Source organism: Njordella calcicola (genome assembly GCF_056494125.1).
The window spans coordinates 5787955-5802512 of record NZ_CM151396.1 but is presented as its reverse complement, the minus strand read 5'-3'; the positions used below and the strand labels follow the sequence as shown (position 1 = coordinate 5802512).

Sequence of the window (14558 nt, the reverse complement as noted above, 5' to 3'; positions counted from 1 at the left end):
ACAATCCAGGTTGAAGCAAAACAGTAAAGATTAAATAGAGTTGATAGGTGATTTCGAGCAATTGCCTTGCGGAGTCAGCGAACCAGCGCTAGGCGTGCGTTGGATTCTGCGAAGCAATGATAGGTGCTGGCGGATGACTGGAATGGTTCGCAGTTTCGAGAAACCCAACTTGCGAGTGGATAGTTCAGCCGGTACCTCGACGACTTGACCACCGCGACGAATCGTGAGCCAAAGCATTTCTGCAATACCCACAAAGCCCCCCTCCTCAAGTTCCATTTGTTCAAAGAAGCTCTTGCGGTACGCTCGAAAGCAACTGGTAAACGTGTGCAGCTTGGCTCCGGTCGCTTTTTGATATCGCCGCGACGCTTGCTTTGATAACCAGAGTCTCCATTTTGGCACGCCGACCACGTTGCCTTGTGGATGGTAAGGGGATGCCGTGACCATGGCCACTGAATTGGTAAGCTGTTCAACTAGCTTATCCAAGTGCATTGGATCGTAGGTGCAGTCGGAATCAATCGAAACGATGGCCTCGGTATTGGCAGCATGAATGCCCGTCATGATCGCTGCAGCGATACCGCGGTTCTCTCGATGCCGAATAATCACAAATCCATCTTGACCACCAAAGTGCTCAATCAATTCTGCATGAGTTGAGTCGGAGCTACCGTCGTCTATCAATAGAAACTGCAGTTGGTATCGCGAATAAAACTTCGATTCGACTTCTGCGAGCTTCGCGGCCAAAGCAGCGATGGTGCCACCTTCGTTAAAGCAAGGAACGACGACCGAGACGGGGAGATTGACTGAGTTCAATTCCGGCTTTGTATAGTTATCGAATTGCAGTGTGGTTCTAGACACGTGCCAAGCTAGCGAATGGTGAATGATGCAGATCGATGAAGCGGAAACTAGACGTCTGCTTTTGCATTTGGTTCCCCCAACTAGATTAATTGGATGGAGGAATTTGTAAACGATTCTAACAATCCTGCGGCCTGTATTGAGACAAATTGAGCCAGCGCGCCCGCAAAATCGCTACGTTCAGGGCAAATGGATGCAGGCTATCTAATAGAAAAAAGCTATCGGTATGCCGCGCAGCCATGCCTAAGGGAGGATTGAGCTCCTAAAGGGGCGTGCTACGGGAAAGGAGCAATGGGCGATTCGGCTTCCGTGGAGCTCAAACCTTTCCAAAAAACGATTTTTCCCGAATGCGAACCTGCGACAATAAGTGCGTCATCTTGACGAAGTTCCGCATCAAAACTCAGCAATCTTTCTTCGGGAGGACCTTTTAACAAAGCGATTTCTTGAAATCGGTTTACGCGTTTTTTCTTAGGTTTCCCTTCTTCGTCGACGCCGTCATCGATTTGCTCTGACACGTGCTGTAAAGCTCGTACGGAATTTGATTCCAAAATTAGCACTGTACTGTCCCGCAATAGCAGTTTATTCACGCGCGTGGCAAAGCCACCGAACTGCGAGATGGAACGTGGATTGATATTCTCATTCCAATTGCGAAGCCGCCCCGTCTCATCGATGGTAAAGGCACCCTGTGGTGAAGGCGCTACCCCTCCCACCACGCGTTCATGATCGATGTAGCTTGCCAGCACTTGTCCGTCCGCTGCGTTGTATGATTTTGCGGATCGATCGCGAGAGGCGGAGTAGAACTTGGCGGCATCAGACGACCAAGCGACAGCGGTAATCGCCGCCGCATGGGAGTCCAATACCATAGTGACCTTCGCGTCGTGATTTGAGACCACTTGAACAGAGCCAGTCGATTGGCCAATCAAAGTGAATCTAGCATCAAGACTGATGGCGATATCTAGTGGTATGTCCGGTTGATAAATGGTAAAGCTATGTTTCCATTCCGAGTCTGCTTGAAGAAAAGCTTCAACCACACCAAAGCTACCAGGCGCGCCGGAGGCAGCGACCAGCAATTTGCCATCGCTTGAGATATCGATGTCGCTGACCCGAGCCCCTTTTAAGCCAACGCGCTGCTTGACAGTCGACTCTTGCGTATCGAAGAGCAGCAACTCGCCATAGCCACCGACTGCAATCATATTAGAAGCGGGGACGATGCGTAACGCACTGATCGGGATAGGATGAACATAGTGATCCGGTGGGATTGCTGTTTTGGAAAGCATCGCTGCGATTTCCGATAGCGGTTGCTTCAGCGGCACATTGATCGCAGCACCGCTGGCAATCCAGGCTTGAAACTTTTGCAGTTCTTCAACCGGCAAAGGATCTGCATCGGCGGGCATGCGTTCCGATTCATCTTCGGTAGTCAGTCGTCGCAGAAGTTCGCTGGTGCTATCTGAGCCTGCCAGTGGTGCCCGGCCACTGTCGCCAGCGACGGCTAGTTTGGTCGCATCGACGAGTGAGTATCCGCCTTCTTGCGACTTTTCGTCGTGACAACTGAGGCATTTGGCAACCAAGATAGGCACGATTTCTTCAGCGAAGCTGACCGACGGGCTGACAGCGGGGCTGACCGGGTTGGGCAAGTCCGTGGCCTCTTGAGCTCGAACTGGCGCACCGGCAGTAACCATGTACACTATGCCCAGGAGATATAGGGAACTAACCCATGTTGCCGAAATATGCTTGATCATTTTGCCAGAAGTTCCGCAATACACCTGATTCTACTTATTGCAGGGCGTGAACCCGTTCCGATATAATAGTTTTCGATGGGGCCGCGCAGCACGCTTCGCAAGTTAAGTGCTAACGGACCCGATCCGCCCCGCCTCAATGCCCCCGCCTTTCGACGTCCGTTCTTGAACTGCACAAGCTGTCCCACGAACGAACATCACTTTGACGATCGCAAACGCTGCATGTTTTCATCCTGCCACAAACACCGCTTGCATTTGCTGCTGCACGCAGCTTTCCTTTTGAGCAACCTTCTGGCTGCTTCGTCTATCTTAGCACAGATAGGGGGCAAACAAGAGGCGGCTTGGATCGTTTATCCAAAGCAAGCCGTCGCCAGCCTCGATTATCCAGCCACGATTACTGCGTATCGACAACATGCCGATGGATCTATGCATTGGGCAGAACAAGACGATGCGCCGAAGCTGGTCGTCCAAGATCAAAGCGTTGTGGCCGTCAGTCCAGCGAAGCAGTTGGAGTTCCAACAGACTGGCGAGACCCTGATAGCGATAGAACATGGTGACGACAAATCCTCGAGGCCGATAGTCGCTCAAGCAGACATGACGTTCAGTTTTGATCGTGAGATCAGCGCCATCTTGAGCAAGTCTGGATGCAATCTAGGCGCTTGCCATGGGAACTTGCATGGCAAGGGAGGTTTTCGGTTGAGCCTGCGCGGCGATGACCCCGCGTTTGATTACGATCGTATCGCGACGGAGTACGCGGGGCGACGTATCGATCTGTTTGAGCCCGAGAACAGTTTGCTATTGAAGAAGGCCACCAATCAAATCGCACACCAAGGCGGCCAACGATTCAGTGCCGATTCACCGGAGTATGAAAGGGTTCTGCGGTGGATTCGCAATGGAGCTGATTGGGTCGAATCGTCAAAACTGAAAACGTTAGAAGTCTTTCCAAAGGAAATGCGAATTGCGCATCCTCACAAACGCGCGAAGCTAATGGTACTGGCCACTTTCGAAGATGGCTCAACCCGCGATGTCACGCGGTGGTCGAGAATTGAGCCCAGTTTAGCATCCGGAATTACAGTGGATCAGGACGGAATCGTTGAGGCCGTCAAGCCGATGGATGTCGCTTTGAATGTTTCGTACCTTGACGGTCGCTCTGCGGCCAGGATCGCTTTTTTGGGCGAGCCTACCACAGGGCCAGAATCGACGGTTGAGTTGGCAAACCCTATCGACCAATTCGTTCAGCAGCAATTAGATCAATTGAATCTGAATGCGAGGCCGTTGGCCGACGAAGGTACCTTCTTGCGACGCATCTATTTGGTTGTGATCGGAAGATTGCCAACGTTGGACGAGTCGATGCAATACTTGGCTGACGTGGCGGTCGATAAACGCGAGCAACTCGTGGATAAACTGCTGAGCGATCCAGGGTTTGATTTGATGTGGGCTCTGCGTTGGGGTGACTTGCTGCGCAATGAAGAAAAGGTGATGAGCGACGTTGGAGCGGCAAAGTTTCATGAATGGCTGCGAGACCAGTCGGCGCAAGATCGCCCTTTGAACGAAATGATAGCCGAGTTGATTACATCGATTGGCAGCACGTACGAAAATCCGCCCGCCTCATTCCACCGCACGCATCGCGATCCCTTTATCGCGGCGGAATCGGCAGCTCAAGTTTTCTTAGGCGTTCGCATTCAATGTGCAAAATGCCATAACCATCCGTTTGATGTTTGGCGACAAGATGACTATTACAGCTTAAGCGCGTACTTTACGACGATCGAGCGCAAGCAGATCGATAACAAGCCCAAGGACGAGCTTGATAAGCATGTGATTACTGGCGACGAGATCATCTCGCTGGCGGAAAAAAATGCGGAGATTCTGCATCCGGGGCGTTCCAAGATGGTCGCCGCCGCTCCGCTGCAAATGAAGGACATACTCAACGCCAATGCGAGTGAGTCGCAGGGCGGTCCGCTGGAAAAGCTCTCGGATTGGCTCACCAATAACAACGCGATGTTTGATCGCAATATGGCCAATCGGGTTTGGTCCCAATTCTTTGGGCGTGGCATCGTTGATCCGCCAGACGATTTTCGAAATTCCAATCCGCCCAGCAATCCATTGCTGCTCGATTACCTCGCGGATGAGTTGCACCGCCATCAATACTCGGTGCGGGCCTTGGCACGATTGATCTTGACCAGTGAGACCTTTGCGCGAGAGAGCGTCAGTGACATTGAAGACGAACAATCGCTCAATGCAACGGCTTACTTTGCGGGCTACCCCATTCATCGCTTGCCTGCAGAAACGTTACTGGATGCGATCTCGAGTGTCACTGGCGTACCCTCGCAGTTTCGAGGCCCACGAGGCGAGGGCGATGATTTAGCGCCTGTACGTCGGGCTATCGAAATGCCCGGAGTTCCCAAGCGAAGTGGATTTCTTACAACCTTTGGCAAACCTAACCGCTTGTTAGCCTGTGAGTGCGAACGCACCAATCAAGTCTCTTTGGGGCAGTCGCTTGCTTTACTTAATGGGATCGAGTTGCGAGAGAAGCTGGCTGCCAGCGAAAACTCAGTTAGCGAGATTTGTAACGATAGCGAGCTTGAGCCTGTGGTAGCGATCGACCGACTCTACTTGATTGCATTGACGCGGTACCCCACGGTTGAGGAAAAAACGACGATCGCCGCTTATCTGCAGGAAAGCGCTGATCGAAGGTTGGCGATGGAGGATGTCTTGTGGTCCCTGATGAATAGCAAAGAGTTTATCATGGTACGATGATGACAGAGAATCGATTTGCGATAGCTGGGTTGATGACATTTAAGGCGGAGTGGAATGATGTTGAATGGTTGCCGTGAATTCCGACAGAGCTTAATGTATCGTCGGAACATGCTGGAAGTCAGTGCTTTGGGGATTGCAGGCCTCTTGGGAGCGCGGACCCTGCGCGCCGAACCGACTGGAGCGACCAAGTTGCGGGCTCGCGCCAAAAGCGTCATCTTTTTGCATCAGTATGGGGGCCCTAGTCATATCGATACTTTTGATATGAAGCCCGAAGCGCCCGATGGTGTACGCGGGGAATTCAAGCCCATCTCGACATCGCTCCCCGGCGTCCCTGTTTGCGAACACTTGCCGCGTTGGGGGCAACAACTGGACCAGTGGGCGCAGGTGCGTTCGGTGCATCACGACATGAAAAATCACAACCCCGCGTGTTACTATTCATTGACAGGAAAGCGACCGCCCACAGACGACATTCGATTGCGTGATACGCTGGAGTTGTATCCAGCCTTTGGTGCCTCTGCAGCGAAGTTCTTGGAGAGCAACCATTCTGGCGTACCACCGTTTATCGCTTACCCGCATATCCTGCGCGATGGCGCCATTTCACCGGGGCAGCATGCGAGTTTTCTTGGTAAGCGATTTGATCCTTACTTCTTTCAAGCTGATCCCAACTCCGATGACTTTGGACTGCCTGAATTGCAACTGCCAGCCAATATCGATTTGGCGAGATTGGAACGTCGGCGTGACCTGCTGAAGTTGATCGATGACCAAGCTCGACTTACAGAACAATCGATGGAAGCGCGAGGGCTGGACCAGTTGCAGGAGCAAGCCATGTCCATTCTTACTTCGCCGGGACTGCGCGATGCACTGGATATCACTCGTGAAGACCCACTGCTGCGCGATGCGTACGGTCGAACAACTTATGGCCAGTCCTGTTTGCTGGCTAGACGACTGGTGGAAGCTGGCGCACGATTTGTCACAGTTTACTTTTCTGCAGGAATCGGCGGCGCGGGCAGCCAAGGCTGGGACACACATCAAGAGAATTTCAAAGACCTGCGCGAACGACTCTTGCCCGCAACAGATGTAACGGTGCCGACGTTGATTGAAGATTTGAAATCGCGAGGGCTTTTGGATGATACATTAGTGCTGTGGATGGGCGAGTTTGGTCGTGGTCCACAAATCGGCGATCGAGATGGCAAAGGTCGCGGACATTGGCCCGATTGCTACACGGTGATGATGGCTGGTGGCGGAGTGCAAGGGGGGGCCATTTATGGGCAAAGTGATTCTCGCGGGGCGTTTCCTTCGCTCAATCCCGTCGGACCAGAAGACATTGCAGCCACGCTCTTCTGGGCTTTGGGCATCCCACCTGATAGCGAAGTTCATGATACGCAGGGTCGACCGCTGCCAATTTCCAGCGGCAATCCTATCCGAGAAATCTTTAGCTGACGCTTGCGGACCTATTCATTTTTGCTGCCCATGCAGTCAGCAATCCAACGCCGGAATGAAACGCTGCCTTCTATGAAACTCGCTTGGCTGATCGTCTTGCTGTTGTGGCCTGTCGCCATGCTAAACTACTTAGACCGACAGATGCTCGCGTCGATGAAGTATTCCGTGATGCAAGATATCTCGGATATACAGACCGATGCGAACTGGGGCTTTATGCTCAGCCAATTCAAGTGGGTTTACGCCTTCCTTAGCCCGCTAGGTGGCTTGATCGCAGACCGGTTCAGCAAACGATGGACGATTACCGCCAGCTTGTTTTGCTGGTCAGTCGTGACATGGATGACTGGTGAAGTGACGAGCTATTCTTCGCTACTTTGGACCCGGGCTCTCATGGGTGTGAGTGAAGCATTCTATATCCCTGCGGCCTTGGCGTTGATTGCCGACCACCATCTCCCGGCGACGCGATCCAAAGCGATTGGGCTGCATCAAACCGCGATCTATTTCGGCATAATCTTAGGCGGCTTTGGTGGCTATGCCGCAGATGCAGATAACTTTGGATGGCGGATGGCGTTCACCTTGGCAGGACTGATTGGAATCGCCTATGCGGTGTTGTTACCGTGGTTCTTACGTGAGTCGCCGCAGCAAGTCGCTGATCGTAAAGCTTCGCTGTTGAGCGGCAAAGCAGGTTGGTCCGATTTCATGAATGAGTTGATCTTTAATCGATCGTTCATCCTCTTGGTCTGCTGCTTCACATTGCCAGCGATCGCTGGCTGGGTCGTGAAAGATTGGATGCCTTCGATCTTAAAGGAACGATTCAGTATTGGCCAAGGTATGGCTGGCGTATCGGCGACGTTGTACGTGAACGTGGCTGCGCTGTGTGGAGCCTTTGCTGGCGGATGGCTGGCGGATCGATGGGCGCGAAGGACGAATCGAGGACGCATCTACGTAAGCGCGCTAGGAATGGCTTTGCTTATCCCGGCATTGATGGGGGTGGGAAACTCCAGCTCACTAACCATCGCGGTTTTGTATCTAATCGGCTTTGGCGTTGGGTGGGGATTCTTTGATAGCAACAACATGCCGATTTTGTCACAGATTGTGACGCCGCAATGGCGAGCGACCGGGTATGGCATCATGAACTTTGTTAGTATCAGCTTTGGGGGCGTCGCCGATTGGGGATTCGGCATTTTGTCGGATCGCAAAGTGCCTTTGAATGTAACCTTTGGCATGTTCGCAGGCATCGCATTTATATCGATCATTCTGGTACTTATGATCCAGCCGCGCAACGAACTGACTCTCAGCAACAAGGAACAGGACAGTGAACTCTAAAATAACCGGGCTAGTCGCTGCGACACACACACCTTTTGACGATCGTGGGGATGTCAATTTGGAGGTGATCGAAAACCAATTCGAACTATTGGTTAAAGATGGAATCGGCCAGTCGTTTGTGTGTGGTACGACCGGCGAATGCATGTCCATGACAGTCCAAGAGCGCAAGGCTGTCGCCGAGCGTTGGTTCCAAGTAACTCGTGGGTCCGACTTCCAAGTCATCGTGCATGTAGGAGCGAACTGCCTGCGAGATTCCATCGATCTGGCGAGGCACGCCGAGCAGTTGGGGGCCAGAACCATCGCCGCTGTTGCGCCTAGCTATTTCAAGCCACCGCATGTGGACGCGTTGGTCGATACGGTTCGCCAGCTCGCTAGTGCGGTGCCGAAACTGGCGTTCTACTATTACGACATTCCCAGTTTTACAGGGCTACAAGTACCTGCGGCCGAATTGCTGCAGCACGCATCGCACAGCATTCCTAATCTAGTGGGAATCAAATACACCAATTCCGATTTGGTTGGTCTGCAAGACTGCCTAGCGATCGGAAAGGGCCAGTTCAATGTACTCTATGGCGTTGATGAGTTGCTGCTCGCCGCCATGAGCTTCGGGGTGCGGGGAGCCGTCGGCAGCGGCTACAATTTTGCTGGGCCACTTTACCAACGATTGATGACTAGTTTCCAAAATAATGACTTGCCACAAGCTCGACAATTGCAGCGGCAAGGAATTCATCTGGTGCGTTTGCTTTGTCGATACGGCTATATGGCCACATCCAAATGGGTGATGGAGTTGCGGGGAGTCCACGTGGGCAATCCACGGCTACCTTTGGCAAAACTGACCGCGGCGCAGCAAGCAGAAATTGGGACAGAGCTAAAAAACGCACTGTCGATTGAAACCTGAGAGAATTCTTCAGCCAAATGGAACGTCGAACTATGAGGCCGTGCCAAGAATAGGCTGCGGTTCATGGATGCTGACTACTTCCAATTCCTCTTCGGCATGTACAGGGATCGCGATTTGTCGATCCGATTCCAAGCCATGGACGACACAATGAATCTCGGCTTGGATGCTCTCAACCAAAATTGACAACGCTTCCAAGACCACTGTCGACGTACTGGCATCCGCTGCACCGACAACTTCAATGCGTCCCAATGGCCGTGCATCAGCGAACACAGGCATTACCATCTTCCAGCGTTTTGACTCTTCGGGGCTTTTCTCGCGGTTCCAACATGCATGATAGCCTTCATGCAACCAAGGCACATTCAGGTCCAAGCAAACCCGGCTAAGGTCGTGTTTGTCGGCAAATTCTACCAAGGAGTCCCAGATCGTCTCCCAACTACGTTCACCTTGCAGTCGACAATGCAATTGCCCCGCTTTATCACCATTCAAGCGTGGCAATAAAGACGAACCGAAATGGGTCAATCGATTGGTCAGTAATCTCAATTCCGAGTGACCGAATAAACGGCTGGCAACCAAACAACCCAGCACTACCATTACGGATATCAGTGCCAGAAATTCGTTGTTGAGAGCGGAAGACAGGAAAGCTCCAAAGGCCAAAACGCCGCTGAGCAAGCTGACGATGATCACAAGACGACTTTGAGCGAACCCCTTGGTGATCAATGAATGATGCAAGTGACCGCGATCAGTGCTAAAGATACTACGACCTGTCAACTTTCGTCGCACGATAGCCATCGAGGAATCGAAGATTGGCAAAGCTAGGATGGCAATCGCACCGAACATCGAAACAGCCGTTGGCGATTTGAGCGAAGTTCGAATGGCTAAGGCCCCCAAGACCAAGCCGATCAGCATCGATCCTGAATCACCAAGAAAGACCTTGGCGGGCGGAAAGTTATAGACCAGGAAGCCGAGCAAAGCTCCAGCGACCGAAGCAGCAAACGCCGCTTGAACGCCATGACCTTGCGTCGTTGCCATGGCCGCAAACCCAGCACATGCAATCCAACCGACGCTGCAGCATAACCCGTCCGCTCCGTCGATCAGGTTAATCGAGTTAATCGTGAGCAGCAGCCAACCGACCGAAATGACAAACGAAATTAAACCAAACTCAATGGGAAGTCCAAAGATGCTGGTCTGAGTGATCTTGTAACCGCAAAGCACCATCACCGAAGCGATGCCGACTTGGCCGAGTAACTTCTGACGGCCGCGCAATCCGTAACGATCATCCAACAAGCCCAACACAACAATCGCCACGCAACCAAAGACCAAGCCAGCTATCGGTAGCAAACTGGTCGCCATTGCCCACTGCACTTGTTCGGCAAAGAAAACTGCCACACCGAAAACCAGTAGGACCGAGGTTAAGATCACCGGACCGCCGCACAAGGCGACTGGCTCGCGGTGCAACTTCCGATGAGCATCCGGTGCATCAAGGATTCCAAGACGCAACGAAAGCTTACGATACAATGGCGTAAGAATCACCGCACTTAGAAAAGCACCGGCTAAAGCCAAAAGCTGAACAACCATGTAGAAACTCGCCAAACGTCCTCAAAAGTTGCTCTACTCGAAAGATCATCAAAATCCCGCGAGGAGCGTTTCTCGAATTACATGGAACATTCTGATCAAGAACCGCCTGGGAGTAAAGCAACAAACTGTAAATTCCACGAGAAGAATCGTTTGTGAATAACCGTTAAACTCGGCCAAATGCACACGACCTTGCCTACCACGCAAGAGATACGGGCAGACTATTCCTCAGGATCGAAATAATCGACTTCTTCCTCATACTGTATCAGGTTCTTAGGCGGTAAACTGGCGTCCTTTTCAATCTCCGAGAAGGACTTTTTGGGCATCGCAAAGCAGACCAAAGTTTGCTCATCTCGCTGAGAGGGCTGCGGTGAAATCTCCAACTTGGACAAGATGCTTTCCGTCCAGCCGATGATAATGTCGTTTTCTCCGCCGTTGGAGAACGAGCCAATTGTATTCAAAATCGCCTGGACGACCGCGTCTTGTTTCCGTGCATTTCGCGAAGCGTTCTCCGCTTTCACATCAGCCGGTTGGTTGTCTTGGGTGATGACCGAGGTTCGAAGCATACGAGAGACGCTCGCTAAATCCATTGCTTCTAGATCGCTCAGGTCCGCTTGGCTGCCAGCGGGCAAACTGCCAATCCAGAAAAAGTTCGTCTCCCCCCCCTCTCGTTGGACACGAATCAAATCTCGCAGTTGCACGAAGGTACCGTTGGTCAATTTCTGCACCGCCGGTTGGCCCACGGATTCGAAGACGACGCTGCCTCCTAAATCAACAATTTCGTCGCTGTGGAAGATGGACGAGGTGTGCGAGCGGATCGGTAACCCCCGCAATCCAGACCCCGCGTCGTCAAATGAACGATACGTCACCGGGGCTTGATCCAGGCCGCGGGAGTTACTGGTGGAAACCGGCAAGACATAGCCTTTGTTTTCCGCGATCGACAGCGAAAAGGGACTGGACAGCGACGTATAGATCGAGGAATACCTCGCCAGCGGTGCGCGAGGGTAGCCGTTCTTCAGTTCCAAAAGTGCGATCGAGTTTTGGCTGCGCGCAAATCCGATTTCGATTTGCAGTAAATTCGCGATAACGATCGCTCCGCCGATTGCAATCAGTGGAATTGAGAACCACGCCCACTCCAAACGCTTGAGCATGCGAAACACGATCCAGTTGGCTGGCACTAGAACCAACAAGTAGACGCCTAGGATTCGAGTCAGATAGTCAACCGGCGGAACTTTGATTCCGGAAGTGTCCTGCAGGCTACCCAAGGCCAATCGACTAAAGTGCGAGTTGTCATGCCAACCCGCATCGCTGCTGGGCTTGGGTAAAGTCCGCAGCGACGACTGTTCGCTGCTCCGCCGATGTGCATCTCGATCAGATCGATCAATAAACTTCTGTGGCGTGAAGGTATTCGCCAAACGGCTGAGATTGGAGTAGCTATGCACCGATAGCTCTTGCGATTCGTAGTCACCCACAAAAGCATAAGACTCATCGTTGGCATTGCCCATCCACTTGCGTGCAGGCAAGCGAAACGCGGCAACATGCAAGAAATTCCCATAGCTCTTCCATTTGGTCAGCACTTCGCCCGAGAGGTCAAAGGTCGACATACAAATGCGCCCGCTGCCTACTTGGGTTTCGGCCAAGAGGCCTCCGCAGTCAGGCACCCAACTCGCGTTAGGACGCAGCGTTGCGGAGCAAAGATTCGATGAAATTGCATTGCGATCCAGCGTGGAAATCAAGCTTGGCTCTGGACGCGGTTCCTTGTTCGCGGCAGCCTGGTTGCCGCCGCTGCCTGCGGGAAATGGCAACTGAGGCGCGTAGGGTAAGGTTGTTGAATTACTGCGATTGAACTGGTCACCATAGTCGCCGAAATCATTGACGGGCTCTAGCGTGAAGGCGTTAAGTCGATCGGCTAACGCGTCTATATTGTCGCTGGAGTTCTTTAAATTCTCCAGGGGAAGATAAGGTGACAGGAAAGAGTTGGCTAAGCCCGCGATGGTGTTGGGACCGTTGACTATCAGTCGTCCGCCATAGTGTAGCCAGTCCAAAATGGCCGTTTGTTGTTCACGGCTAAGGTCATCTGCCGGAATGTCATTCCAGTAGATCGTAGACGTAAAGGATAGGCCATAGAAGCTAGTAGGAAAGTTCTCTCGCAAGTCTTGGCGATTGATGGGGACACACACGAAAGGCTGGATGTTGCTGAAACTGGTAATACCTTTGGGCCATCTTACGACATTCGATTGCAACCAGAAATTCTGTGTGTCAACGTTGTTGGCTAGAATGACAAACTTCGTTTGATAATCATCCATCAAAGTGACACGCTCGTTTTGCATGCCCAGCAGATTCCCGAGTCGTCGGTCGTTCAGTTCCGCTTCGATGAGGACCGAATTGCGAAATCCAAGCCCCGTATCGACTTGGCTACTCAACCGGCTGGGCAAGTAGATCGACTGTTCAACGCTTTTCCGCTGTCCACGCGCAATGGCAATGGATCGGGAGAAGACCGTGTTCGAAGTTTCGTTTTTGGCGGATACGGCGCGATAGTTCAGCACGATACTTTCGTCGCCGGTGTTTGCCGCCACGCTTTGCCGCGTTTGCGCCCAGTGATCTGTTTTGGCAAACGAGCGATTGCCAACGCTGGAAGCGGGCAGGATTCGCATCGGATTGGCCGTGATGCGATCTTTAGGTTGCTTGTCGACCGTTTTGTCAGTGTCTTTTTTTCGACAGCCCGGTGAAAGCAAGATCGAGCACAGTGCAATGACGGCGATTATTTTTGGTGTCACGTTCAGTCGTATCATCTCTATTCCTTCGGAGAAAGGCGACTGCATTATAACACGGATTTCGGCACGTCTTGTGCGCCCACAGAGAACCGGCCGCTCTTACTGCATCCCACAGCCACCCATTCCGCATTGCGGCAAACTGCATCCCATTGGGATTTCGCAAGCGTTCGAAGATTCTGAACTGGCCGGGCCTTTGGCAATGACACTCAGCAGCCTACTTAGCTTTGTGGAACCACATTCGGGGCAGATTGCTTTCTCATCTAAGTTGCGAACCAAAACTTCAACATTCGCTTCGCAACTCTTGCAGTGATATTCATAGATCGGCACAGTGATAACTCCTTTAATCTTATGCAGCAAAAAATTTGTAGCCACGATTGCCAAGAAACCAAGCCCAAAACACGATCAGCAACACCGTCCATATAAGGTGAATGCTGGCGGTGGGTTGCAAGCGTTGGCGGTTGGTGATCGCGTAATAGTGAGAATACAACGGGATGAACAAAATCATAAACATTTTACCGGCAGACTCTTTCAAGGCGCTTGCTGCAAGAGCCAGCAGCGACATCGTAAAAACCATGGTAGATACCAACACTCCGACGAAGGGCAGAAGCGTTACGAAGGGCATGGCTTGGAACGCATATAGAATCGATCCTTTGGGGGAATAAGTCTGCGTTGAACTGGCCTGGACTTTTTGCACTCCCGCAAAAATGATGATGCAAAGGCCCAACAACGTGCCCAGTGAAACCCACCACGGAGCCCCTGCAAAGGCAACGCGTTGTTCGGCTTCTTGGTCTCGGGCGATGTTTTGCGACGCCTCCTCCAAATACAAGTTGTCGAATTCAGCGGCCTTCTTCGTCGTGACGTAGCCTTCGATACGTTCGCCTTTCTCCAAGTGAAATCCGCAACTGATGCAGATCGCAGAATTGGGAGCTAGCGGATCGCCGCAAGAAGGGCATGTGGGGCCTTTCTGGACGCCGAATCCAGCATCCTTGAACAACGCATCCATCTTGGAAGACGCCGCCGGAGTGGAGGCAGATACGGAGGCTGGACCGGCCGCTGGTCGCGCGGGTTTGGCTGCCGGAGCCGCCGCTCCCGGAGCTTTCGCTGTCGGCCCTGATTGCTTGGCTGGTCCCGCCGGTACGCGAATTGGTTGCTGGCATTTTGGGCACTTGCCCGTCTTCCCCGCCGCTGAATCAGGGACGTTCATCGCGTGAC

The 14558-nt window shown here is 52.4% G+C and carries 10 protein-coding genes; 4 read left to right on the top strand and 6 right to left on the bottom strand.

Annotated elements, in window-relative coordinates; genetic code table 11:
• Positions 1-30: 30 nt before the first annotated feature.
• Complete coding sequence (locus SH302x_RS22340; RefSeq protein ID WP_479364966.1) at positions 31-852, bottom strand: glycosyltransferase family 2 protein; 822 nt, start codon at positions 850-852, stop codon at positions 31-33.
• Positions 853-1124: 272 nt separating this feature from the next.
• Entirely contained in the window at positions 1125-2588 is a 1464-nt protein-coding gene (locus SH302x_RS22335) for a c-type cytochrome domain-containing protein (protein ID WP_479364965.1), read from the bottom strand.
• 276 nt (positions 2589-2864) lie between these two features.
• Here SH302x_RS22335 and SH302x_RS22330 point away from each other — a divergent pair, with 276 nt between their 5' ends.
• From SH302x_RS22330 to SH302x_RS22315, 4 genes are read left to right on the top strand one after another with little or no spacing between them, the layout of a single operon-like run.
• Entirely contained in the window at positions 2865-5342 is a 2478-nt protein-coding gene (locus SH302x_RS22330; RefSeq protein ID WP_479364964.1) for a DUF1549 and DUF1553 domain-containing protein, read from the top strand.
• Positions 5343-5396: 54 nt separating this feature from the next.
• Positions 5397-6782, top strand: a complete 1386-nt coding sequence (locus tag SH302x_RS22325) for a DUF1501 domain-containing protein (RefSeq protein WP_479364963.1) — start codon at positions 5397-5399, stop codon at positions 6780-6782.
• A gap of 30 nt (positions 6783-6812) precedes the next feature.
• Entirely contained in the window at positions 6813-8105 is a 1293-nt protein-coding gene (locus SH302x_RS22320; RefSeq protein WP_479364962.1) for an MFS transporter, read from the top strand.
• A complete protein-coding gene (locus SH302x_RS22315; RefSeq protein ID WP_479364961.1) occupies positions 8095-9000 on the top strand; it encodes a dihydrodipicolinate synthase family protein in 906 nt (301 codons plus the stop codon). The genes SH302x_RS22320 and SH302x_RS22315 overlap by 11 nt, the downstream gene beginning before the upstream one ends.
• A gap of 30 nt (positions 9001-9030) precedes the next feature.
• On the opposite strand, the gene SH302x_RS22310 is transcribed toward SH302x_RS22315, so the two are convergent.
• The 4 genes from SH302x_RS22310 to SH302x_RS22295 all read right to left on the bottom strand — a co-directional run bounded on the left by SH302x_RS22310 (position 9031) and on the right by SH302x_RS22295 (position 14550).
• Positions 9031-10575 carry an MraY family glycosyltransferase gene (locus SH302x_RS22310; RefSeq protein WP_479364959.1) on the bottom strand — a complete coding sequence of 515 codons (1545 nt, stop codon included), beginning with the start codon at positions 10573-10575 and terminating at the stop codon, positions 9031-9033.
• A 218-nt stretch (positions 10576-10793) separates the two neighbouring features.
• Entirely contained in the window at positions 10794-13364 is a 2571-nt protein-coding gene (locus tag SH302x_RS22305; RefSeq protein ID WP_479364957.1) for a hypothetical protein, read from the bottom strand.
• 81 nt (positions 13365-13445) lie between these two features.
• Positions 13446-13673: an FmdB family zinc ribbon protein gene (locus SH302x_RS22300; protein ID WP_479364956.1), complete on the bottom strand. Its 228-nt coding sequence runs from the start codon at positions 13671-13673 to the stop codon at positions 13446-13448.
• A 19-nt stretch (positions 13674-13692) separates the two neighbouring features.
• Positions 13693-14550 carry a hypothetical protein gene (locus SH302x_RS22295; protein WP_479364955.1) on the bottom strand — a complete coding sequence of 286 codons (858 nt, stop codon included), beginning with the start codon at positions 14548-14550 and terminating at the stop codon, positions 13693-13695.
• Between the last annotated feature and the right edge of the window lie 8 nt (positions 14551-14558).

Coding starts and splice junctions, on each gene's coding strand:
- SH302x_RS22295 (WP_479364955.1), bottom strand. CDS start 14,550: ATGAACGTCCCTGATTCAGCGGCGGGGAAGACGGGCAAGTGCCCAAAA.
- SH302x_RS22310 (WP_479364959.1), bottom strand. CDS start 10,575: ATGGTTGTTCAGCTTTTGGCTTTAGCCGGTGCTTTTCTAAGTGCGGTG.
- SH302x_RS22325 (WP_479364963.1), top strand. CDS start 5,397: ATGATGTTGAATGGTTGCCGTGAATTCCGACAGAGCTTAATGTATCGT.
- SH302x_RS22320 (WP_479364962.1), top strand. CDS start 6,813: ATGCAGTCAGCAATCCAACGCCGGAATGAAACGCTGCCTTCTATGAAA.
- SH302x_RS22335 (WP_479364965.1), bottom strand. CDS start 2,588: ATGATCAAGCATATTTCGGCAACATGGGTTAGTTCCCTATATCTCCTG.
- SH302x_RS22305 (WP_479364957.1), bottom strand. CDS start 13,364: ATGATACGACTGAACGTGACACCAAAAATAATCGCCGTCATTGCACTG.